This is a genomic window from Bradyrhizobium sp. CCBAU 11386 (genome assembly GCF_028128955.1).
Taxonomy (GTDB): Bacteria; Pseudomonadota; Alphaproteobacteria; order Rhizobiales; family Xanthobacteraceae; genus Bradyrhizobium.
This window is the reverse complement of record NZ_LBKA01000017.1, coordinates 39,646-62,929: the sequence shown is the minus strand read 5'-3', so window position 1 is coordinate 62,929 and position 23,284 is coordinate 39,646. Positions and strand designations below refer to the sequence as shown.

Annotated in this window: 20 protein-coding genes; 13 read left to right on the top strand and 7 right to left on the bottom strand. The window is 63.9% G+C overall.

The window, feature by feature from the left end; all coding sequences use genetic code 11:
- Positions 1-74 precede the first annotated feature (74 nt).
- The 3 genes from uvrA to XI09_RS05185 all read right to left on the bottom strand — a co-directional run bounded on the left by uvrA (position 75) and on the right by XI09_RS05185 (position 5,008).
- Positions 75-3,050: an excinuclease ABC subunit UvrA gene (uvrA, locus tag XI09_RS05195; RefSeq protein ID WP_271565903.1), complete on the bottom strand. Its 2,976-nt coding sequence runs from the start codon at positions 3,048-3,050 to the stop codon at positions 75-77.
- A gap of 277 nt (positions 3,051-3,327) precedes the next feature.
- Entirely contained in the window at positions 3,328-4,017 is a 690-nt protein-coding gene (locus XI09_RS05190) for an outer membrane protein (protein ID WP_271565902.1), read from the bottom strand.
- A 229-nt stretch (positions 4,018-4,246) separates the two neighbouring features.
- Complete coding sequence (locus XI09_RS05185; RefSeq protein ID WP_271565923.1) at positions 4,247-5,008, bottom strand: outer membrane protein; 762 nt, start codon at positions 5,006-5,008, stop codon at positions 4,247-4,249.
- Between the two features lie 450 nt (positions 5,009-5,458).
- On the opposite strand from XI09_RS05185, the gene XI09_RS05180 reads away from it, so the two are divergent.
- The 3 genes from XI09_RS05180 (at position 5,459) to XI09_RS05170 (ending at position 9,029) form a co-directional block, all read left to right on the top strand.
- Positions 5,459-5,953, top strand: a complete 495-nt coding sequence (locus XI09_RS05180; protein ID WP_271565901.1) for a single-stranded DNA-binding protein — start codon at positions 5,459-5,461, stop codon at positions 5,951-5,953.
- A gap of 251 nt (positions 5,954-6,204) precedes the next feature.
- A complete protein-coding gene (locus tag XI09_RS05175; RefSeq protein WP_271565900.1) occupies positions 6,205-7,428 on the top strand; it encodes a tyrosine-type recombinase/integrase in 1,224 nt (407 codons plus the stop codon).
- Entirely contained in the window at positions 7,425-9,029 is a 1,605-nt protein-coding gene (locus tag XI09_RS05170) for a hypothetical protein (RefSeq protein ID WP_271565899.1), read from the top strand. Before XI09_RS05175 ends, XI09_RS05170 begins: the two co-directional genes overlap by 4 nt.
- 346 nt (positions 9,030-9,375) lie before the next feature.
- On the opposite strand, the gene XI09_RS05165 is transcribed toward XI09_RS05170, so the two are convergent.
- Positions 9,376-10,011 (bottom strand): PIN domain-containing protein, encoded by a 636-nt coding sequence (locus tag XI09_RS05165; protein ID WP_271565898.1) that lies wholly within the window; start codon positions 10,009-10,011, stop codon positions 9,376-9,378.
- Complete coding sequence (locus tag XI09_RS05160) at positions 9,983-10,402, bottom strand: helix-turn-helix domain-containing protein (protein WP_271565897.1); 420 nt, start codon at positions 10,400-10,402, stop codon at positions 9,983-9,985. The genes XI09_RS05165 and XI09_RS05160 overlap by 29 nt, the downstream gene beginning before the upstream one ends.
- Before the next feature lie 260 nt (positions 10,403-10,662).
- On the opposite strand from XI09_RS05160, the gene XI09_RS05155 reads away from it, so the two are divergent.
- The 6 genes from XI09_RS05155 (at position 10,663) to gyrA (ending at position 18,528) form a co-directional block, all read left to right on the top strand.
- A complete protein-coding gene (locus tag XI09_RS05155) occupies positions 10,663-11,619 on the top strand; it encodes a GSU2403 family nucleotidyltransferase fold protein (protein WP_271565896.1) in 957 nt (318 codons plus the stop codon).
- A 211-nt stretch (positions 11,620-11,830) separates the two neighbouring features.
- Positions 11,831-12,361, top strand: a complete 531-nt coding sequence (locus tag XI09_RS05150; RefSeq protein ID WP_271565895.1) for a hypothetical protein — start codon at positions 11,831-11,833, stop codon at positions 12,359-12,361.
- Between the two features lie 33 nt (positions 12,362-12,394).
- The gene (locus tag XI09_RS05145; RefSeq protein ID WP_271565894.1) at positions 12,395-12,799 is read left to right on the top strand and encodes a DUF6262 family protein; all 405 of its coding nucleotides are present in this window, start codon (positions 12,395-12,397) and stop codon (positions 12,797-12,799) included.
- A 66-nt stretch (positions 12,800-12,865) separates the two neighbouring features.
- Positions 12,866-14,779 (top strand): AAA family ATPase, encoded by a 1,914-nt coding sequence (locus tag XI09_RS05140; RefSeq protein WP_271565893.1) that lies wholly within the window; start codon positions 12,866-12,868, stop codon positions 14,777-14,779.
- Between the two features lie 448 nt (positions 14,780-15,227).
- Positions 15,228-15,626, top strand: a complete 399-nt coding sequence (locus XI09_RS05135) for a DUF2306 domain-containing protein (protein ID WP_271565892.1) — start codon at positions 15,228-15,230, stop codon at positions 15,624-15,626.
- Between the two features lie 169 nt (positions 15,627-15,795).
- Positions 15,796-18,528, top strand: coding sequence for a DNA gyrase subunit A (gene gyrA, locus XI09_RS05130; RefSeq protein ID WP_271565891.1), 2,733 nt, complete (start codon positions 15,796-15,798; stop codon positions 18,526-18,528).
- A 49-nt stretch (positions 18,529-18,577) separates the two neighbouring features.
- Here gyrA and XI09_RS05125 read toward each other — a convergent pair whose 3' ends face one another.
- Together XI09_RS05125 and XI09_RS05120 are read right to left on the bottom strand one after the other, a co-directional pair.
- Entirely contained in the window at positions 18,578-20,431 is a 1,854-nt protein-coding gene (locus XI09_RS05125) for a potassium transporter Kup (protein ID WP_271565922.1), read from the bottom strand.
- Positions 20,432-20,648: 217 nt separating this feature from the next.
- A complete protein-coding gene (locus XI09_RS05120; RefSeq protein WP_271565890.1) occupies positions 20,649-20,906 on the bottom strand; it encodes a hypothetical protein in 258 nt (85 codons plus the stop codon).
- Between the two features lie 280 nt (positions 20,907-21,186).
- Here XI09_RS05120 and coaD point away from each other — a divergent pair, with 280 nt between their 5' ends.
- From coaD to XI09_RS05100, 4 genes are read left to right on the top strand one after another with little or no spacing between them, the layout of a single operon-like run.
- On the top strand, positions 21,187-21,684 hold the full coding sequence (coaD, locus tag XI09_RS05115) for a pantetheine-phosphate adenylyltransferase (RefSeq protein WP_271565889.1): 498 nt from the start codon (positions 21,187-21,189) through the stop codon (positions 21,682-21,684).
- Between the two features lie 37 nt (positions 21,685-21,721).
- A complete protein-coding gene (locus tag XI09_RS05110; RefSeq protein ID WP_271565888.1) occupies positions 21,722-22,297 on the top strand; it encodes a peptidylprolyl isomerase in 576 nt (191 codons plus the stop codon).
- Positions 22,298-22,308: 11 nt separating this feature from the next.
- The gene (locus tag XI09_RS05105; RefSeq protein WP_092181476.1) at positions 22,309-22,719 is read left to right on the top strand and encodes a hypothetical protein; all 411 of its coding nucleotides are present in this window, start codon (positions 22,309-22,311) and stop codon (positions 22,717-22,719) included.
- Positions 22,716-23,180, top strand: coding sequence for a peptidylprolyl isomerase (locus XI09_RS05100; protein WP_271565887.1), 465 nt, complete (start codon positions 22,716-22,718; stop codon positions 23,178-23,180). Before XI09_RS05105 ends, XI09_RS05100 begins: the two co-directional genes overlap by 4 nt.
- Positions 23,181-23,284: the final 104 nt, after the last annotated feature.

Here is a 23,284-nt window from a genome sequence, read left to right as displayed (position 1 = left end):
CCAATCCTCCAGAGCAAAGAGCAGGGCCAACAATTCTTAGTCGTTGGTCGCAGCGGTCTTCGAGCATGAGATAGTTACTCCGCCGCCTCGCTCGTCCTCCCGCGCTTCGGCTTCCTGGCCTTCTTCAGCACCGGCTCCAGAAACTTGCCCGTATAGCTCCTTGGCGCTTTCGCGATGTCTTCCGGCGGGCCCCAGGCGACGATCTCGCCGCCGCCGTCGCCGCCTTCGGGGCCGAGGTCGATGACCCAGTCGGCGGTCTTGATGACTTCGAGATTGTGCTCGATGACGACGACGGTGTTGCCCTGCGCGACCAGCTCGTGCAGCACCTCCAGGAGCTTCTTGACGTCGTGGAAGTGCAGGCCGGTGGTCGGCTCGTCCAGGATGTAGAGCGTGCGGCCGGTGGCGCGCTTGGACAGCTCCTTGGCGAGCTTGACGCGCTGGGCTTCGCCGCCTGACAGCGTGGTGGCCTGCTGACCCACGTGGATGTAGTCGAGGCCGACGCGATGCAGGGTCTGGAAGGTCTCGCGCACGCGCGGCACCGCCTTGAAGAAGTCGGCGGCTTCCTCGACGGTCATGTCGAGCACGTCGGCGATGCTCTTGCCCTTGAACAGGACTTCGAGCGTCTCGCGGTTGTAGCGCTTGCCCTTGCAGACATCGCAGGTGACGTAGACGTCGGGCAGGAAGTGCATCTCGATCTTGATGACGCCGTCGCCCTGGCAGGCCTCGCAGCGGCCGCCCTTGACGTTGAAGGAGAAGCGGCCGGGCTCGTAGCCGCGCGCCTTGGCTTCGGGGAGGCCCGCAAACCATTCGCGGATCGGCGTGAAGGCGCCGGTGTAGGTCGCGGGGTTCGAGCGCGGCGTGCGGCCGATCGGCGACTGGTCGATGTCGATGATCTTGTCGATGTGCTCGAGGCCCTCGATGCGGTCGTGCGGCGCGGCGCCCTCGCTGGCATTGTTCAGCTTGCGGGCGATGGCGCGGTAGAGCGTGTCGATCAAGAGCGTCGACTTACCGCCGCCGGAAACGCCGGTGACGCAGGTGAACAGGCCGAGCGGAATCTCGGCGGTGACGTTCTTGAGGTTATTGCCACGCGCGTTGACCACCTTGATGGTGCGGCGATGGTTCGGCGGGCGTCGCTCCGGCACCTCGACCTCGAGCTCGCCGGTGAGGTATTTTCCGGTCAGCGATTTCGGATTGCGCATGATCTCGGCGGGCGTGCCTTCGGCGACGATGTGGCCGCCATGCATGCCGGCGCCGGGGCCGATGTCGAGCACGTAGTCGGCGAGGCGAATGGCGTCCTCGTCATGCTCGACCACGACCACGGTGTTGCCGAGGTCGCGCAGGCGCTTGAGGGTGTCGAGCAGGCGCGCATTGTCGCGCTGGTGCAGGCCGATCGAGGGCTCGTCCAGCACGTAGAGCACGCCGGTCAGCCCCGAGCCGATCTGCGAGGCCAGGCGGATGCGCTGGCTCTCGCCGCCCGACAGCGTGCCGGAGGAGCGGGAGAGGGTGAGGTAGTTGAGACCGACGTCCAGCAGGAAGGTGAGGCGCTCGCGGATCTCCTTGAGGATGCGGCCGGCGATCTCGTTCTGCTGCTTGTTCAGCGCCTCCGGCACGGTCTCGAACCACTCGCCGGCCTTCCTGACCGACAGCTCCGAGATCTCGCCGATATGCTTGGTGCCGACCTTGACGCAGAGCGCCTCGGGCTTGAGCCGAAAGCCGTTGCAGGCGCCGCAGGGCACGTCGTGGAAATACTTCGCCAGCTCCTCGCGCGCCCACTCGCTCTCGGTCTCGCGGTAGCGGCGGTTGATGTTGGTGATAACGCCCTCGAACGGCTTCTTGGTGTCGTAGGAGCGGACGCCATCCTCGTAGGAGAATTTGATCTCATCCTCGCCGGAGCCGAAGAGGATCGCGTTCTGCGTCTTCTTGGGCAGATCCTTCCATTTGGTGGTCAGCGTGAACTTGTAGTGCTTGCCGAGCGCCGTCAGCGTCTGCACGTAATAGGGTGACGACGACTTGGCCCAGGGCGCGATCGCGCCCTTGCCGATGGCGAGCTCCTTGTCGGGGATGACGAGGTCCTCGTCGACATGCTGCTCGACGCCGAGGCCGCCGCAGGCAGGACACGCGCCATAGGGATTGTTGAACGAGAACAGGCGCGGCTCGATCTCAGGGATCGTGAAGCCGGACACCGGGCAGGCGAACTTTTCCGAGAACAGGATGCGCTCGGGCCCGCTCTTGTCGTGGATCTTCGCGGTCTTCTTCTTTTCCTCGGCCGGCGCCGCCGCGGGCGCATCGGCGAATTCGACGACGGCGAGGCCCTCGGCGAGCTTCAGCGCGGTCTCAAAGCTTTCGGCGAGACGCTGGCCGATGTCGGCGCGCACCACGATGCGGTCGACGACGACGTCGATGTCGTGCGGAAACTTCTTGTCCAGCGTCGGCGCTTCCGCGAGCTCATGGAAGGTGCCGTCGATCTTGACGCGCTGAAAGCCCTTCTTGAGCCATTCGGCGAGCTCCTTGCGGTACTCGCCCTTGCGGCCGCGCACGACGGGGGCAAGCAGATAGAGGCGCGTGCCCTCGGGCAGCGCCAGCACGCGGTCGACCATCTGCGAGACGGTCTGGCTCTCGATCGGCAGGCCGGTGGCCGGCGAATAGGGCACGCCGACGCGCGCCCACAAGAGGCGCATGTAGTCGTAGATCTCGGTGACGGTGCCGACGGTGGAGCGCGGATTCTTCGAGGTCGTCTTCTGCTCGATCGAGATCGCCGGCGACAGGCCGTCGATCTGGTCCACGTCGGGCTTCTGCATCATCTCCAGGAACTGGCGTGCATAGGCCGACAGCGATTCGACGTAGCGGCGCTGGCCCTCGGCGTAGATGGTGTCGAAGGCGAGCGAGGATTTGCCGGAGCCGGACAGGCCGGTGAACACTACGAGCCTGTCGCGGGGAATCTCGACGTCGATGTTCTTGAGGTTGTGCTCGCGCGCGCCACGGATCGTAATTGCGCGCAGGCTGGAGCCCGCGTTCTGTTGTTGGCGCTTCGCCTTGATCACTTCATCCATCCCGGTGGTCCCTAGGGAATCCCAAAGACGCGCGGCCGCGCCAATGGTGAAGGCGCGCTTCGCCCGGAACCGGGATCGGCGCCGATGGGGTTGTCAGCGAACGTAGGAAGAACGGCGACGGATTTCCAGTGCGAGTTGCGAATCGTCAACGGATTGTTGGCGTGCTGGCGGCATCTGGCAGCAGCAGAGAGTGCGGAACTGCGCTGAACGTACCGCCAGAACAAAAAGGCCGGCGCGAGGCCGGCCTTTCGTGACGATGTGACGTCGGTGGCGAAGATCAGTACTTCGCGACCACCGGGCCCCCGAAGTGATAGTTCACGCCGACCTGCACGGTGTGGAAGTTGAGCGTGCCGGTGGGGAGGGCGCCCGAGAAGTAGGTCTCGCCGCCGAGGCTGCGATAGAGGTACTCGCCCTTGACCGACCACTGCGGAGCGAAGAAGGCTTCGACGCCCGCACCGACGGTCCAGCCGGAGTGCCATTTGCTGTCCGACGCGGTCACGCCGAGAGCGGAGAGGGTGATCTTGTTGTCGATCCAGGCGTAGCCGCCGGTGCCGTAGAACAGGACCTGGTTGACGGCGTAGCCGATGCGGCCGCGCACGGTGCCCATGGCATCGGTCTTCGAGGTCGCGGTTGCGGTCACGACGCCGAAGCCGGGGACAACAGTGGCGCCGGTCGCCGTAGCGCTGACGTCAGCCCAGGCGCCATCGGCCTCGATACCGAACACGACGTTGCCGGTCTGCCAGTTGTAGCCGGCGGTGCCGCCGACGAAGCCACCCTTCATCTTCGGGTCGCCCGAAGCGTTTTCCCAGGCGCCGCCGCCAACGATACCGAGGTAGAAGCCGGTCCAGTTGTAGACCGAGGCCACAGCCACCGGAGCCTTCGTGTACGGGCGAGCCGCAAGGTCGGCAGCCGACGCGGGGGCGGCAAGAGCGAACAAACAGGCCGAAGCCAACAAAACCTTCTTCATTTTCAACCTAATCCCAGTCCCAGTTTCTGTTGTGCCTTCCACGATAGGGAAGGGCATCGGACGCTGTGGTCCAACTGATGTCGTGCTTACACCAACAAAGCTGCAAGTTGTGTCTCTCAAAAGCCACAACAGTTACAAAACGTAATGGACCTATTGTTCCGCGAGGCCGTGAAGCAGCAAAAAGGCCGGCACGAGGCCGGCCTTTCGTCAGAAGAAGCGCTGCTTGCGATCAGTACCTGGCGATCGCGGGGCCGCCCCAACGGTAGTTCACGCGGACGAGAGCCATATCGACGTCCTGGCTGACGCGTTCGGTCTGAACGAACGCGCCGGCGAAGTTGAAGTCGACGTTACGATCGCCAAGGAAGATGTGATTGTACTCGACGCCCACCGACCAGTTCGGGGCGAAGCCAAATTCGACACCCGCGCCGACCGTTCCACCCCAGCGGGTGTCGCGGGCCGAACCGAAGACAGTGCCTGCACCCACGAATCCTGGCGCGACGAGGAGGTCGTATTTGTCGTCCACGACGGCGGCGCCACCCTTCACGTAGAACAAAACGTTATTCCAGGCATAGCCGATCTGGCCGGTAATCAGGCCGAACGCATCGATCCGCGTACGGTTCTGCTGATCTGGAGCAGTCGGGCTGATGTTGTTTCCGCTGAAGTCAGCCCAGTTGCCTTGGCCTTCCACGCCAAACACCCAATTGCTGGACTGCCACCGGTAGCCGACCTGACCACCGACCGTGCCGCCCGATGAGTCATGACAGCCGTCGTCAACCAGCGTGCCGACGACCGGCGTCACGAAGTCCCAGCAATTGCGGCTCGTACCCCAGCCGCCGTTGATGCCGATGTAGAAGCCGCTCCAGTCGTAGATGGCGGCGACCATCGGGGGCGGGGCCTTGGTGTAGGGACGCGCAGCGAGGTCCGCCGCGCTTGCGGGAGCCGACAGGCTCAACGCCATTGCACCGATTGCACCAAACAAAATCTTATTCATTGCAGTCTCCCCAGTTTCGATCCGCTTCTTGAAATCCCCGAAGCGGCCAATCAGGCGCGACGCCCATATGAACTTAATTCCAAGGCAAACGTAGCTTAAGCGGGAGGCAGAGTCCGTCGCCGAAATGCAACAGTCGCACGGCAACTGCAACGCGCGTAACTTGATGAATGTTAAGTTCTTTTTGTCGTTCACGGGAACCGGGAAAGGTTCCATCCAGCGCTAACCATTTGGGCAGCGCGTGGGTACCGTCCGGCCCAAACATTGCGCACTCGCCCGCGCAGGAACAAATCTGGAACAAACCGGTGGCCGATGCTATATATGGGGATAACCCGGGGGCCGATGGGCTGATCGGTCCGCGCAAGCGTATAGGGTCGCCTCAACAGGTTGCTGAGGACCGCGGGGTGCGGTCGGGCCTTATGAATTCAGTGGCATTCGGAGCGGAGAGCGGCGATGGCGGGAAGCGTCAACAAGGTCATTCTGGTTGGAAATCTCGGCAAGGATCCTGAAATCCGCCGTACCCAGGACGGGCGGCCGATTGCGAATTTGAGCGTCGCCACCTCGGAGACCTGGCGCGACAAGAACACCGGCGAGCGCAAGGAAAAGACCGAGTGGCACCGTGTCGTGATCTTCAATGAAGGGCTCTGCAAGGTCGCCGAGCAGTACCTGAAGAAGGGTGCCAAGGTTTACGTCGAGGGCGCGCTCCAGACCCGCAAATGGACCGACCAGAGCGGCGTGGAGAAGTACTCCACCGAAGTCGTGCTCCAGGGCTTCAACTCGACGCTCACGATGCTCGACGGCCGCGGCGGTGGGGGAGGCGGCAGCTTCGGCGAGGAGCCGGGCGGCGATTTCGGCTCCTCCGGTCCCGTCAGCAGCGCGCCGCGCCGCGCCGTTGCTGCCGGTGGCGGCGGCCGCAACAGCGACATGGACGACGACATCCCGTTCTAGAATAGTGTTTTTCCGAAATGTAAACTAAATGGAGAAACCGGCCGTAAATACAATATGTTACGGCCGGTTTCGTTTTGTTCTTTTGTAAACTGTTGTTCAAAATCCAATACGGTTTCCTAGGTTTGTAAACTAGCCTGCAATTTCGGTAGCGATTCCAGCCAATTGGCGGAATCGTCCGCACAACAGGTTTGTAACTCCTGTCACGCGGGTTCAGCATCCATCTAACGGCCTCAGATATTGCGGGGGGCTGGATGTTCGATTTCGGCAAGGACGGACCCTTCACGACGAAGGTCGTACGCTTCAAGTCTGGCGAACGCTTCGCGATGGCAGTCGACGGCCACGGCATGCCGGTCGATTGGCCTGTCGTGTATGCGTCTGTGTCGCTGCGGGCCCGTGGCCTGATGCTGTCGACCATGCGGAAGGAGATGGACGCCGTCTGTCTGCTCCTCAACTGGTGCACAGTCCGGGGTATTCCATTGGAACACCGGATCGAGTCGCTGACTCTGTTCTCTCTCGCCGAGATCGAGGCCTTGCGCATCGCCTTTCGCGCCGACCTTCGCACGGCCCGCAAGCGGGCGAGCGGCGACAAGAGCAAGGACCTTCCCGAGATTGTGGGCAACGGACACTGGCGCAACCGGCTGCAGGCCTGCGCGGACTATCTAGTGTGGCGTGTCAACGACATCATCCTGCGGCTCGACATCAGGGATCCGCGGCGGTTCGAAGCGCGCTTGATGGTGGATAAGCTCCACGAATGGATCGTCGGCGACATCCCGGTCTACGAAAACGACCTGCTCGAGGGTTTGAATGAGGAGCAGCGCGAAATCCTGGTGCGCGCGATCACCGTCGGCGACCCCAGCAATCCGTTCAAACCGCGCAACCAGGTGCGGAACGAGGCCCTCTGGCTGTTGTACATCGACGGCGGACTGCGACGGTCCGAGCCGCTTGTCATCAAGACGCGCGACGTTCGCCTGGGCGGCAACGACCCGGGGTTGACTGTCCACCGCAACGCCGACGACCCGAAGGATACACGTGCCCAGCAGCCGGTCACGAAAACCAAGGCGCATCCGGTCGAGTTCACAGATCGGCTGCACGACGCCCTGGACGCCTACATCGTGGGCGATCGGCGAACTTATGAGAACGCCAAAACCTCGCCCTTTCTGTTCCTCTCGCAGCAGGGCAAGCCTCTGTCCATCGGCGCGGTCGACGCCATGTCCCTCGAACTGAGGAAGGTGCCTGGACTCCCGGCGGATTTCTCGACGCACGTCAACCGTCGGACCTGGAATGATAAACTCGGCGAGGCGGCGGAAGAGATCAAGATCACTCCGGAGGTCGAGAAGCAGGTTCGCAATCACGCGATGGGTTGGACGCGCCAGTCCGATCAGGGCACCCGCTATAGCCGCCGGCGTATCCGCAAGCGGGCCGCTATGATCCTCGATGTGATGCAGGACAAGCTCACCAGAGGAGAAGCCGAGTGACCGCAGTTCAGCGTTCTACGGTCGAACTCGGCGACTTTCCGAGTCAAGGCACGATCCACGACCGAGCCAAGCTTCCAGTCGATGCGTCCGGATGGGTCTGGAGTCTCAATCACGCGGTTTCCTCGGTCCGCTTGGACTTCCGGAATCTGGGCATCAAGTCCCCCGGTCTGCTGACGGCCGTCGTCAAGTACATCGCCGACCTCGTTGCCACGACGTCGGTCGACAACGTCCGGAACACGTTCGATACGCTTCGCTTCCTGCAGCGGTCGGAGCACTTCCGGGAATGCGACGCAGTCGACGGGGCGCTGGACTTGAGATTGATTTCTGAGCTCCGGCTCGTGAACAACTTCGCTGCGTGGCGCCTTCACTACATCCGCGCAGCGCCCTGGAGGATCAACGAGCTGCTTGGCGTGCGCGCCGACTGCGAGCGCTGGGACAAGCGTCCCGACGGATCGGTCAAGTTCGGAATAGCGCATGAAGGCTCTAAGGAAGCCCCGGATGCGGTCAAATTTGTGCCGACGGACATGAAGCCGATCGCCGAACGCGCGGTGAAGGATCTTATCCGGCTGACGGAGCCGTCCCGCGCGGTCGCACGCTGGATGGAAGAGCATCCCGGCCGTGCTTGGCTCCCAGATACATGGCGCTTGCGAGATCTGAAGACGCCGATGACGACGACGGAGGTGGCTGCGGCCATGGGATTTGCGAGCCACAGTGTCGCAACGCACTGGATGCAGGTGCACGGCCATACCGCCCGCCGGGAGAAACATCGATCCTGGTATGATCAGGGGCAGCTCGAGGACGCGATCCTATCGGACGTCGCAGAAGTGATGAAGGAGGTTCCGAAAGGCCGAAAGCTTTCGGAATATCTATTTCTCTTCCCACACAACTATTTTCATCGAGCGAGGGAGCCCGTCGCGCCGATCCCGACCTTCCTGGCGCAGAGTCACATGCGCGACTTCCTTGTCGGCGGCGACGGCCGATCGATCTTCGAACGCTTGAACATTCTCGATTCGAGCGGCAAGCCGTTCAAAGTGCCTTCGCACGGGCCAAGGCACTACCTCAACAACATGGCCAACGAGGGACTCCTGTCCGATCTCGACATCGCCCGCTGGTCGGGGCGTAAGGACGTCTCCCAGAATGCAGCATACGACCACACAGGCGGGGCGCCGCTCGGACGCGTCATGCGGGAGCTCGCGAAGTCGAAGGCCATGCAGGGTTCGATCGCGGCCACCGTCAAGAAGCTTCGGCCTGCCGCGCGAGAGGACTTCCTCAAGGCGCGGTTCGCGACCGCACATACCACCGATATCGGCATGTGCGTTTCGGATTGGAGCCTGGCTCCCTGCGCCTCGCATGGGGCCTGCGCGGCCGGCTGCGGCGACCACATGCTGGTCAAGGGCAACCAGAAGCACCTGCAGCGGGCCGAGCAGCTTCTGGCCGAGCACGAAGCCATGCTTGACCAGGCGACGCAGGCGATGGCCGAAGGCGAGCTCGATGCTGGTCCCTGGGTCGAGCACAACGGGAAGATGGTAGATGGGCTGCGGAAGGCCATCGCTGTGCATAAGGACCCCACTATCGCTGACGGGACAGTGGTTCAGACCTGACCAGTCAGCACAACCGATGGATCGCTAGAAGAGCGGCTGCCAATTGTGCAACAGGCTGCTGCACAATTGAAACTTCATCCCGTACGCGGACGAGCGTCGCACGGTCGGCCTTTCTTGGTCCTGACTTCCTGAAGTCGAAGCCCAGCATCATCAGTCTGATCCCCGGAGCCGCCGTCGCAGGCGTCCTGCAGGCATCGGCGCGCGGAGCATGCAAGGGCGAAGAGCGAAGCGTCCCTTGCAGGCGAGCACGACGGTGCCAAGGAAGAGCCGTAGACGAAGGCGCTCGGGGGCAGACGTCCTGATCCCTGTGTGAGCCCGAGCAACTTCGATCGGCAGACTGGAGCGGCTACGGAGCCGCGTCATTGCCATTTTCAGGCTCGGATGGTTCATCACGCCTTCCGTACCCTCGCAGCCTCATGACAAACCGATCAAGGTTGTTCTTGTCGGCGAGCAGATCGAGATATTCCTCCCACGTTGGACGACCTGCAGGACGCCTCAAGAAGCCAAACGCCGTCTGCGTGGCGCCGAAGACCAGCTCCGAATCATCATCGAACAGTCGACACAGGAAGCTGTCAGGATCGGTCAGCTTCACACCGTGGCGGGTGAGCTCCTCCTGGTCAAAATCCCTCTTGTTCCAGGTGACCAGCGTGCTTGGCGCACATCGCGCGGCCGCCGCGGCGACGTGCCGATCCTTGGCGTCGGTCTTGGGAAAATCTGCTTCGAGTGACTTGTAGCCCGTTACGTCTGCATTAGGCAGCGCCTTCTTCATTTTCTCGGCGGTCGCCATCACCGCCTCTCGCCGGAGATGAGGCTGCTCACGCAGCAGCGCCTCGGTCCACTCTTTCTCGATTGCGCCCGTCCAGCGCATCTCGAAAATGCCTTCGGACGCCAGCGTCACCAGGACGTTGCGCGGGTGATGAGGGAAGAGGACGTTTGCGTCGACGAGCGCGACCTCAGAAGCGGGGCGTGGGCTGGTAGTCAACTTCGTCCATCTCCGCCAGCTCCCGCAGCGTATTCTGCTGCTGCTCCTCGGCCGCCTTCAGCTTGAGGACGTCCACGAGCTTGCATCGCCGGTGAGCCCCTTCGTACCGGAACGGCAGACGACCGTCGTCCATCCGGCGGACCACCAGCGGCCGCGAAATGCCGAGTATCTTCCCGGCCTGCTCGGGCGTGAGTTCGTCGGCCAGGGCGGCCATCGCGAAGCCGGCGACCTTCTCCATCATCGCGGTCGCGTCGCGGAGAATCCCGATCATCGGACCCTCGACCCGGACCGTCACGCTGTTGCCCGTGGCGGACTCGAACTCGCGATGCAGCCTGGCAGCCTGCTGCCGGGTCTCCTCGTCCAGGCTTTCAATCACCTTGGCCAGCGGCATGACTGCCTCCTCTCGGACATCGTCCAACCGCCCGGGGCGGCTCGTCTCAACATCTGAAATATCTGAAATGGCCGAAATTTCAAGGGCTGGGTTGGAAGAAAGCTCGGGTTTCGCTGCCGGTCGAATTAGCCACGCCGCCAAGATACTCGACTCTCGCCTTCTAATGTGCTAGTTTATATCATCAAGCACTTATTTGTCCATGAGCTAAAAGCGCGATGCACACCCCTATGACCAGGGAGCAACGGCGGCTGGTGGAAACCATGCGCTCCACCACGCTCGAGTTTGCCGCGCTCGCCCGGTCGCGGGACGAGTTCGGCGGAGGCATGCAGTGGCTGAAGGTCAAGAAATTTGAATACTTGACCCGGTATCGGCGGGATCCCCTCACTGGCGAGCAGAAGGCAGCCTCGATCGGGCGCCGGTCACCCGAGACCGAGGCGATCTACGACCATTTCATCAAAGAACGGGCCGAGTTGGATCGCCAGATCGCGGCCCTGCGGCCGACAATCGCCGAGCAGACCAGGATGGCGCGGGCGCTGCGGCTCACCCGCGCCCCGGAGGAAGTCGGCGCCGTGGCGCGCGCCATCGGCCTGTCCGGACTGATCGACCACGTCACCATCATCGGTGAGGCTGCAATCTACTCCTACGAGTGCGAGATGGCGGCGCTTTTGGCGCGCGAGATCCTGCCCGACGGCGGCATGGACCTGCTGGTCGCCGGTGTTCACCCGACGGACGTGATCGACGAGCTCATCGGAGTGCTGAGACGAGCCAAGATCGAGGTGCAGCGCGCGGTGCTCAGCACCGACAAAGCAGCGGTCGAACTCCGGACCGAAGAAGGCCTGAGCATCCGGCTCTACACGATATCGACCTTTGGCGGCTTGATCGACCGATATGCGGAGAGTTCGGCGTACGGCGCGGAGGCGGCGCAGTGGGCTCTCGACCTGCCGGTGATGCATTCGATGCTGGTCGACCGCAACGGACGTGCCGCCGCGGTCGCGGTTCTCGAGCCGCGGGCCTACTGCCTACTGCGCTTTGTGGTCCTCGACGTCGAGGAGATGTCGCTGATCCGGCGCGAGGCCTCAGCCGAGCTCAACGCCGCCATGGTGAAGCTCGTCCACGAGCGGTGGACCGAGCCATTTATCGAGGACCACGTTCAGACCATTCGTCCGCTTCATGACCTCTTGGACGAGGACGGCTTCCCTTCCGCGCCCAGGATATAGGTGCCGAACCTTTCTAGGATTTGATTATCACTACCCCATGATGTGGTGGTGCGGAAGATTTGATTGGTGTCGAGGGCCGTGAGGCTCGCGGCTATGTGCTTTCGTATCGCGATGTAGGTGCACTGTGACGAGTGTGGTGGGACCCGATTCCCACTCTGAGGTAGAATCAGCTTACTCATCGAATCCTTCAACTGATCCTTCGAAGGATACGATGGGCAAGGTGCCTCGGGGCTGGGACACGATCATGCCGCGCGGGCGCAAGCGCCCGGTCCGCAACGGCTGGCGCTCGGCGCCGGCCGGCAAGAAGCGGCTACTGATCAAAGAGAAGACTGAGTCGCGGATTCGGGACATCATCGAGGACTGGAAGGAGCCCAAGATTACCTGGGCAGCCGTCGTCCAGGTCGTAAACCTTGAGTTCAAGGGCAACTGGACGCGAGTCGCGATTGCCAAGCATCCGAAACTTCAGAAGGCCTTCCGGGACACAAAGAAGAGGCTCCGCGCCTTGGAAGGAAAGGCTACCGGCCGCCAGCGCAAAGCGGAAGGTGACGGAACCGTCGAGGTCCTCAAGAAGCACGTACGATCCTTGAGGGAAGAGAACCAAAAACTGCGGGCGACCAATGCAACGCTTGAAGAGCGTTATGTGCGTTGGAAGACTAACGCTTATCTGAATGGCTGGTCGATCAAGAAGCTCGACGAAAAACTCGATAAGCCCGACCGCGGACAGACCGACAAGGATCGGTGAGCGCTTCGGGCGGGGTAGCATTCGGAGGACGACGTGGCGGATTCCAAGTCTGGCGGCGCGATCGGCGCCGAGAACGTCGATCGCTTGAAGAGTTATCTCGATGCCCTCGAACGGGAGAGCCGGCCGCTCCCCGTGCGGGGCGGCGAGCCCAACCGTTCCGCCATCGCGCTCGCCTGCGGGTTCGACCGCCAAGTCCTGTACAAGAATCCAGCTGCAAAGGCGCTGCTCGAAGCCGCGGTCGAGAAGCTGGACACGAGTGTAGCGCATGACGACGAGGCCAAGCCCGAGCCGAAGTCCGACCGTCGCGATCGGCGCATCCTCTCTCTCGAGCAGCAGAACGCCGCGCTGCGCGCCGAAAACGCCGGCCTGCGGGAGAAGCTGCGTCGTCTGGAGCAGGTCGAGGACATCATGGTCACGACGGGACGTCGCGTGTCATGAAGTCCCGTCCCTCGGAGCCGACCTGCGAACAGCAGGATCGCCGCGTTGCAGTCGGATCGAGGCGTCATGTTTGAGACCACGGGCCGCCATGCCAAGTCGGGCGAGACCATCGTGCGTCATCTGGCCGAGGAGCCGGCGTTCGAAGGCATCGGCTATGCGACCGCGGCCAAGCTATGGAAGTCGTTCGGCGACAATCTCTATGCACTGCTCGGCAATGGTGATGCCGTGCGCTTGGCCGATGTACTGGGCGCGGACCGAGCCGAAAGGTTGGTGCTGGCGTGGCGGGAGAAGTTGGCCGAAGGCGACGTCGTCGTCTGGCTTGATGAACACGGGTTCGACGCACGACTTGCCAAGAAGATCATCCGCCTGTGGGGTGCAGACGCTGCCGCCAAGCTGCGGGAATCACCCTACGTGATGATGGCCTTGGCCGACTGGGCGGTGGTCGATGCCGCTGGCCGAAAGATCGGCGTTTCTACCGACGATCCGAGGCGCCTCGTCGCGGCCGTGGAATCCGTGCTCTACGCCCGGCTGGACCAGCATCACACCTGGATCGGACATCGCGATCTCGTCACCGCGGTCGGCCGGCTGCTGAAGTGCCCACCTGCGAAGGCCGAGGAGGCCCTGGCGGCCGCTGTCGCACAGCGGGCGGCGATCCCGATCGGAGGCGGCTTCCAGGCCGCCGGGGCGCACATGATGGAGCGCTACGTCGCGGACCGGATCCGGGAGATGCTCGCCGAGCCCGCCATGGGCGACCTGATCGCCCGCGAGGTTTCCGACGGCGAGCTCCATGCGTGGCTCGATCGGCAAGACCTGGGCGTGGCGCTCGACGACGAGCAGCGGGAGGCCGTCCGCATCGCAGTCCAAGAGCGCTTCGGCATCGTCCGTGGGGGCGCTGGCGTAGGCAAAACCACGGTTCTGAAGGCCGTCGCCCGTGCGTGCGCGTCGTTCGGCCGGACGACCCACATGATGGCTCTAGCGGGCCGTGCCGCCGTCCGCATCAGTGAGGCGGCCGGCTGGCCGGCATCGACCATCGCCGCGTTCTTGAAGGGGGTTGAAGCCAGGAATATCGCGCTCGGCCCGGAGTCGCTGGTCGTGATCGACGAGGCCTCGATGCTCGATCTGCCGACCATGTACCGGATTTTGCGGTCCTTGCCGGACGGATGCCGGCTCCTGCTGGTGGGCGACGCTGGCCAGCTTCCCCCGATTCAGTTCGGCCTGGTGCTGCATGCGCTGGTCGAGCGGAACGAGATCCCGTCGGTCGAGCTCACCCGCGTGTACCGCCAGACCGAGGCGACGGGCATTCCCGCCGTCGCCAGCGCGGTGCGAGCCGGCCAGCTGCCCGGCCTGCCGGACAAGGTCGACGCTGCCAGCCACGGGGTCGCGCTGATCTCGTCCAGCGAGCTTTCCACCGACCAGATCGTCGATGTGGTCGCGGACCTCGGCGGCTTCGCGGAGGAACTGCGGATCGTCTGCGCCGTGAAGGCCGGCCCGGCCGGTACCGAGGCGCTGAACGCGCGCTTCCACGACATTTTCGCGGTCGGCCGCCGCCGGCATCCGACAAGGCGCCTCGCCGAGGGCGAGCCGGTGATGTTCCTCAAGAACGACTACCAACTGGGACTGCGCAACGGCAGCCTCGGCCGCATCACCGGCATCGAGGACGGGAAGGTGACCACCGACTTCGACGGGACCGAGGTTGAACTAAGCGGCTATGGGCTCGACGACCTCGCGCTGGCCTATGCGATCACGGTGCACAAGGCCCAAGGCTCCAGCTTCCGGAAAGTCGTCATCCCGATCCAGAAAACGCGGCTGCTGGACCGGTCGCTGGTCTACACCGCAGTCACGCGCGCCACGGACCTGGCGGTCATGGTCGGCGACAGCGAGGTGTTGAAGCAGGCTCTACGACGAGAAGCCCACGCCGAACGGCGGGAGACCGCGCTGGGATTGTCGATGGATCCTTCGTACCCGACCACGACCTTCTGATCGATTCAAGGATTCGAATGGTACCCAAACCGGGGCTTCTGGCCGGTCCCCGGGTGAACAGCTCCACTCTTATGTGGAGATATGTGGAGAAGCGGGCGACCGCTCTATCTCGACTGCCATGTGCACGATAGGGTCGGTTTTGTTTCGGTGTTTGTTGACAAACCGTTGACCGACCGGGGGACTTTCGTAGTCGAATCAAGGGACTAACACACACAGTTACAAAGCACTCCACATTCTTCCGTTCTGAGGGTGGCGGGGCGCTTCGCCCCGAATGTCGTCTTGCTCGCGTAGAGCGACAGGATTTCTGACCAATTGGCGGGTAAAGCTCGGTTTTTCCGGGCTTGCCTCATGCGCTGCTTCAAGCCTTTGACGGGGCATCATGTGAATGGTATTAACTTTATGTTAATCCTATTTACATGGATCGCCTGTTGATCGGAGAAAGCCCCGCATGAGCCTCGCGCCGTTGCTTGAGGCTGCTCCAGCGATCCCGCTGCATGCCTTTGCCGCCATGACCGCCTTGGTGCTCGGCCTCGTCCAGTTTGCCGCTCCCAAAGGCACGCTGCCGCACCGGACGATCGGCTGGATCTGGGTGGTGCTGATGGCGGTCGTGGCCGCCTCCTCGTTCTGGATCCACCAGATTCGCCTGGTCGGACCATTCAGCCCGATCCATTTCCTGTCGATCTTCACACTGGTGGTACTGCCGCTCGCGGTATGGCGGGCGCACACCCATCGCGTGGCCGATCACCGGCGGATGATGATCTTCATCTTCGCCGGCGCGCTGGTGGTGGCGGGCCTGTTCACACTGATGCCGGGGCGCATCATGCACCACGTGATTTTCGGGGCGTAAGGGGCGGTTTCGGGCGGCTCGTCCGGGCCCCGCCCAGGGCGGTGCCGGGGAGGGCGTAAGTCTCTGGAAAAACAGTCGGAAAAAGCGCTTCCCTTTACCCCGGCAAGGGTGGTTATCAAGGGCTCGATGCGCTATATGATTCCCAGATAAAACCTCACCGGATTCCCCCTTGGCTGACGACGACGACAAGCCCGGCGACCAGCCGGCGCAACCCTCGGATATTCGCCCCGTCTCCATCTTCGAGGAGATGAAGAAGTCCTATCTCGACTACGCCATGAGCGTGATCGTGGCGCGGGCGCTGCCCGATGCGCGCGACGGTCTGAAGCCGGTGCATCGCCGCATCCTGTACTCGATGAACGAGCAGGGGCACACACCCGACAAGAAGTACGTCAAGTCCGCCCGCGTGGTCGGCGACGTCATCGGTAAGTATCATCCGCACGGCGACCAGTCGATCTACGACGCCATGGTCCGCATGGCGCAGGACTTCTCGATGCGCGTGCCGCTGATCGACGGCCAGGGCAATTTCGGCTCGGTCGACGGCGATCCCCCGGCCGCCTATCGTTACACCGAAGCGCGCCTGACGAAGGCGGCGCTGGCTCTGCTGGCCGACATCGACAAGGACACCGTCGACTTCCAGCCGAACTACGACAACAACGAGACCGAGCCATCGGTCTTGCCGGCCAAGTTCCCGAACCTTCTCGTCAACGGCGCGGGCGGCATCGCGGTCGGCATGGCGACCAACATCCCGCCGCACAATCTCGGCGAGGTCATCGACGCCTGCGTCGCTCTGATCGACAACCCTGCGCTCACCATCGACGAGCTCATCAACATCGTGCCGGGACCGGATTTCCCGACCGGCGGCGTCATTCTCGGACGCGCGGGCATCCGCGCGGCCTACCACCTCGGCCGCGGCTCGATCGTGATGCGCGGCAAGGTCGCGATCGAGACCATCCGCAAGGAGCGCGAGGCGATCATCATCACCGAGATTCCCTACCAGGTGAACAAGGCGACGATGGTCGAGCGCATCGCCGAGCTGGTCAAGGAAAAGAAGATCGAGGGCATCGGCGACCTGCGCGATGAATCGGACCGCGACGGCTACCGCGTCGTCATCGAATTGAAGCGCGACGCCGTGCCGGACGTCGTGCTGAACCAGCTCTACAGATTCACGCCGCTGCAGACGAGCTTCGGCGTCAACATGGTGGCGCTCGACAGCGGCCGTCCGCGGATCATGCATCTGAAGGACCTGCTGGCCATCTTCGTCGACTTCCGCGAGCGGGTCGTCACGCGGCGCACCAAGTTCCTGCTCGCCAAGGCGCGCGATCGCGCGCATATCCTGGTTGGTCTCGCGATCGCGGTCGCCAATATCGACGAGATGATCCGGGTCATCCGGACCTCGCCCGATCCGACCACCGCCCGCGACACCCTGATGTCGCGCGACTGGCCGGCCCGGGACGTCGAGGACATGCTGACGCTGATCGACGATCCGCGTCACCGCATCAGCGCCGACGGCACGATCCGGCTGTCGATGGAACAGGCGAGGGCGATTCTCGACCTGCGCCTGCAACGCCTCACCGCACTCGGCCGTGACGAAATCCGCGACGAGCTCGACAAGCTCGCCGGCGAGATCGCCGATTATCTCGACATCCTGCGCTCGCGCGAGCGCGTGCTGGGCATCATCAAGACCGAGCTCGCCGAGGTGAAGGCCGAGTTCGCCACCCCGCGCCGCACCGTGATCATGGAGCAGGAGGGCGAGGTCGAGGACGAGGACCTGATCCAGCGCGAGGACATGGTCGTCACCGTATCGCACGCCGGCTATGTCAAGCGGGTGCCGCTGTCGGCCTACCGGGCGCAGCGCCGCGGCGGCAAGGGCCGCGCCGGCATGCAGACCCGCGACGAGGATTTCGTCTCGCGCCTGTTCGTCGCCTCCACGCACACGCCGGTGCTGTTCTTCTCCTCGCGCGGCCAGGTCTACAAGGAAAAGGTCTGGCGGCTGCCGATGGCGGCGCCGAACGCGCGCGGCAAGGCGCTGATCAACATCCTGCCGCTGGAGCAGGGCGAGCGCATCACCACGATCATGCCGCTGCCCGAGGACGAATCGACCTGGGGCAACCTCGACGTGATGTTCGCGACGACGGGCGGCAATGTCCGGCGCAACAAGCTGTCCGACTTCGTCGACGTCCGCCGCTCCGGCATCATCGCCATGAAGCTCGACGAGAATGAAGCGATCGTCGACGTGCAGATCTGCACCGAGCACGACGACGTGCTGCTGACCGGCGCCGGCGGCCAGTGCATCCGCTTCCCCGTCACCGACGTGCGCGTGTTCACCGGGCGTACCTCGATGGGCGTGCGCGGCATTGCGCTTGGCGAGGGCGACAAGGTGATTTCGCTCGCGATCCTGCGCCATGTCGAGACCACCTCCGACGAGCGCTCGGCGTACCTGAAGATGCGCCGCGCGGTGGCCGGCGAAGCCACGGCCGAGGAGCCTGCGGTGGACGCCGAGGCCGAGGAAACCTCCGGCAGCTTCCAGCTCGCCCAGGAGCGCTATGTCGAGATGTCGGCGGCCGAGCAGGTCGTGCTCACCGTCTCCGTCAACGGCTACGGCAAGCGGACCTCGTCCTACGAGTACCGCACGACGGGGCGCGGCGGCAAAGGCATCGTCGCCATGAGCGTCAATAACCGCAACGGCAATCTGGTTGCGTCCTTCCCCGTGGAGGACGCCGACCAGATCATGCTGGTCACCGACAAGGGTCAGCTGATCCGCTGCCCGGTCGAAGGCATCCGCATCGCCGGCCGCTCGACGCAGGGCGTGATCGTGTTCGACACCGCCGAGGACGAGCACGTCGTCTCGGTCGAGCACATCACGGAGGAGGCGGAGAGCGGGAATGGGACGAACGGGGAATAGCGAGTAGCGAATAGGATAAGCCTATTCGCTGTTCGGCACTCACCATTCGCTAAATCTCCAGCTCGGTCCCGAACTCCACCACCTGCTTGGTCGGCACGCCGAAGAATGCGGCCGAGCGTTCGGCGTTGCGCTGGAGGAAGGCGAACACGGTTTCGCGCCAGACCCACATGCCCGGCACGTCCTCGCGCGGGATGATGGTCTCGCGGCCGACGTAATAGGTGATGTCGGAGAGGTCGATGCCGGGCAGCTTGTCCTGGCGGCAGGTCAGCGTCAGCCCCTCATAGATCGTCGGGTTCTGCATGAAGCCGTAATGCAGGATCACGCGGGTGATGCCCGGGATGATCTCGATCACCTCGGCGCGGTCCTCGTCCGTGATGTGCGGGGATTCCTCGATCAGCACGGTGACGAGGAGGACGCGCTCGTGCAGCACATGGTTGTGCTTGACGAACTGGGTCAGCGCGAGCGGCACGCCGCGCGGCGCGGAGGCCAGGAAGACGGCCGTGCCGGGGAGGCGGGCGCTGCATTTGTTCACCGCGGTCTCGATCAGGTCCTCCTCGGGCTGGCGCAGCTTCGCGCGCGCCGCCTCGACCAGCTTCACGCCGGCGCGCCAGGTCAGCATCAGGAAAGCGACGAGGCCCGCGAGCAGCAGCGGAAACCAGCCGCCCTCGAACAGCTTGATCGAATTGGCCGAGAAGAAGATGACGTCGATGACGAAGAAGGAGCCGTTGACCGCGACCACGAGCCAGGGCGAATAGCCCCACTGGATCGCAACCAGGGCGGCCAGCAGCGTCGTGATCGCCATCAGCAGCGAGACCGCGATGCCATAGGCGCCGGCGAGCGCGTCCGAGGTGCCGAAGCTCAGGACCGCCCCTAACGTTGCGGCGGCGAGCAGCCAGTTCACCAGGGGCACATAGATCTGGCCGATCGCATCGCTGGTGGTGTGGCGGATCTGCATGCGCGGCAAAAAGCCGAGCTGGATCGACTGTTGCGTCAGCGAGAACACGCCGGAGATGATCGCCTGCGAGGCGATCACGGTCGCCACCGCCGAGAACGCGACCAGCGGATAGTGCAGGGCGTCGGGGCAGAGCTGGAAGAACGGGTTCTCGATCATGCTGGGATCGGTGATCAGCAGCGCGGCCTGGCCAAAGTAGTTCAGCACCAGCGCGGGCAGGCAGATTGCGAACCAGGCGAGCCGGATCGGCAGGCGGCCGAAATGGCCCATGTCGGCATACATGGCCTCGCCGCCGGTCACCGCGAGGAAGGCCGCGCCGAGGATCCCGAAGGAGACGTGAAAATCCTGGTGGATCAGGAATTCGACGGCGTAGAGCGGGCTCAGCGCTGCCAGCACGGCGGGCGCCTTGACGATGCCGTGGATGCCGAGGGCGGCGAGCACGATGAACCAGGCCAGCATCACCGGTCCGAAGATGCGGCCGATGAAGCCGGTGCCCTGCTTCTGCATCATGAACAGGCCGACCAGGATGACGACGGTGACGGGCACGACGGCCGGTGCAAGCGAGGGCGCGTCGACCTTGAGGCCTTCGATGGCGCTGAGCACCGAGATCGCCGGCGTGATCGCGCCGTCGCCATAGAGCAGGGCGGCGCCGACGAGGCCGATCACCAGAAGATGCGCGCGCCAGGTGCCGGGTTGGGCGTTGCGGGCGTGGAGCAGGGCCAGCAGGGCGACGATGCCGCCTTCGCCGCGGTTGTCCGCGCGCAGGATCAGCAGCGCATATTTCAGCGAGATGATCAGCAGCAGGGCCCACAGGATCAGCGAGGCAACCCCCAGGACAGCGTCCGGAGTTACGGTCGCGCCGTGGGTGGCCGCCTTGGCGGCTTCCTTCAGGGCGTAGAGCGGGCTGGTGCCGATATCGCCATAGACCACCCCGAGGGCGCCCATCGTCATGGCAAGCGGCAGTGGATCAGGATGATGGCCGGAAGCGACTGCGGGCGTACTGGACAATGGCGACCCCCTGATAGGATCGCGCCCGGCGGGCCATTCCGACGGGCGCGAGCATCACGCAGTCTGCGACGAGACGTCGCAAATATCCATGGGGTTTATCTTGTCGTCGATCTTGGACTCGATCTGGGAGGCTCACCTGACGCGAAACTGACAGACCGGGCTACGGGGTGCGGTCGGCCGTCACGAGGCGAGCCACGCGAACGTCAGCCTTGGTGCCGGCGCGGCGGAGGCAGGACGCTTCGAAATTCGGCCAGGCCTGCTGCGAGCAATCGCGGCCGATGGAGCGGATGTCGAGCCGATCGGCCTTGGCAAGCGGCTGCGGCACGCTGGCCTCGACGGTCGGGGCAAAGCCGGGCAGGAGGGTGAGGGCTGCGGCAACACACGCAGAGATAGCGATCGCTGAAAGAGCCTTGATCATTGACAGTCCCCTGTGATGCGGCCGCTACGCCCAGTATGCGGCCCGTCATTCGTTGGCTGGATTAGTAACCATGGCCAGTTTCCGGACGTCTTCGCGGACGCGGGAAATGGTTTCGTTCGCGCTCCGTTTTGTTTCGTGGCCGTCCCGAGGACGAAACAAAGCGGCCGTCGCCGACGCGGCAGGCGGGACATTTTTCGGGAAACGGCAGAGAAACGGCAGGAAAGCGGTCAGGGAACCAGCCCGGCTTGCCGGGCCGGGCGGGGCGCGGTAGGACGGGGCCATGCCGCGCATTGCCTTCTACCCAGGTTCCTTCGACCCCATCACCAACGGCCATCTGGACGTGGTCCGGCACGCCGTTCCGCTGTGTGACCGGTTGGTGGTCGCGATCGGCGTCCATCCCGGCAAGAAGCCGCTGTTCTCGACCGAGGAGCGGCTCAAGATGCTCCATGACGTCTGCGGGCCGGTCGCGGCCCAAGTCGGCTGCACGCTTGAGGCCGTGACCTATGACGATCTCGCGGTCACCGCGGCGCGCAGGCACGGCGCGACTGTCATGATTCGGGGTCTGCGCGATGGCACCGACCTCGACTACGAGATGCAGCTCGCCGGAATGAACGGCGCTATGGCGCCCGACGTGCAAACCGTCTTTCTGCCGGCTTCTCCGGCGGTCCGCCCAATTACCGGCACACTGGTGCGCCAGATCGCCGCCATGGGCGGAGATATTTCGACCTTCGTGCCGCCGCTGGTAGCAAGTCTGCTCAAGGCCAAATTCGCCGGATAACGGCGCACCTCTTCATCTGACCTGATCCGGAGTTTTCATGATCCGTCGTCTCGCAATTCTTGCCACGATCTTTGCCGCGCTCGTTGGCGCGGTCCCGGCGGGCGCACAGACCCTGCCGGCCGGCCTCGACAAGGCCAACGCGATCGTCATCGACACCACCAAGGGCCGCATCGTCATCAAGCTCAGGACCGATCTTGCGCCCCAGCACGCCGAGCGCCTCAAGCAGCTCGCGCGCGAGGGCTTCTACAACAACGTGCCGTTCCACCGCGTGATGGACGGCTTCATGGCGCAGACCGGCGACGGCCAGAATTTCAACGGCACCGGCGGCTCGAAATATCCGAACCTGAAGCAGGAATTCTCCAAGGTGCATTTCGCGCGCGGCATCGTCGGCATGGCCCGGCGCGGCGACAGCGTCGATACCGCCAACTCGCAGTTCTTCATCATGTTCGCGGACGGCGGCAGCCTCGACAACAATTACACCGTGATCGGCGAGGTCGTGCAGGGCATGGACGTCGTCGACAAGCTGAAGAAAGCGCCGGCCGGTTCGCCGAGCGGCACCGTCACCGATCCCGACAAGATGGTGAAGGTGCAGGTCGCCTCCGACATCAAATAATGGGAGGGGCGATGGCGCGCTGCGGCAACAAGCTTCTGCTGGCTGCCGCGGTGCTGTTTTTCGGCATCTCCGGCGCGGCCGCCGAGGACGCGCAGGTCAACACCATCCAGGACATCTTCCGGCATCTGCGCACCTGCTGGAAGCCGCCGCCGCCCGCAAAGGCTCGCCCTATCGACATCACCGTCGTCGTGAGCTTTAACCGGTCCGGAAACATTCTGGGCCATCCGAGGATTACCTATGAATCCGCGGAGGCCTCCGACAATGACCGGCTGCAATACCGGATCGCGGTGATGGAGGCGTTGCAACGCTGCACGCCGATGCCATTTACCGATGCAATGGCCGGCGCCGCCGCGGGGCGTCCATTCGCGATCCAGTTCCGCAACCGGAAGACTTCACCTCCAACGCAAGAGAGACCAGCATGAGTGTCACCGAAAACACATTGATCCTCGAGACCACGCAGGGCCCCGTTACCATCGAGATGCGGCCCGACCTCGCGCCCGGCCATGTCGCGCGCATCAAGGAGCTGGTCCGCGAAGGCTTTTACGACGGCATCGTGTTCCACCGCGTGATCGAGGGCTTCATGGCGCAGACCGGCTGCCCGCACGGCACCGGCACCGGCGGCTCCGGCAAGAAGCTGAAGGCCGAGTTCAACAAGGAGCCGCATGTGCGCGGCACCGCCTCGATGGCGCGCGCTGCGAGCCCGGATTCCGGCGACAGCCAGTTCTTCATCTGCTTCGACGACGCCCGCTTCCTCGACAACCAGTACACCGTGTGGGGCAAGGTCACCGAGGGCATGGAGAACGTCGACAAGATCAAGCGCGGCGAGCCGGTGCAGAATCCGGACAAGATCGTCAAGGCGCGGATGGCGGCGGACACGGAGTGACCGCGTAGCGGTCATTCCGGGGCGCGCGAAGCGCGAACCCGGAATCTCGCGCCACAATCTCGGGATTCCGGATCGCCGCGCTTGAGGCGCGGCGTCCGGAATGA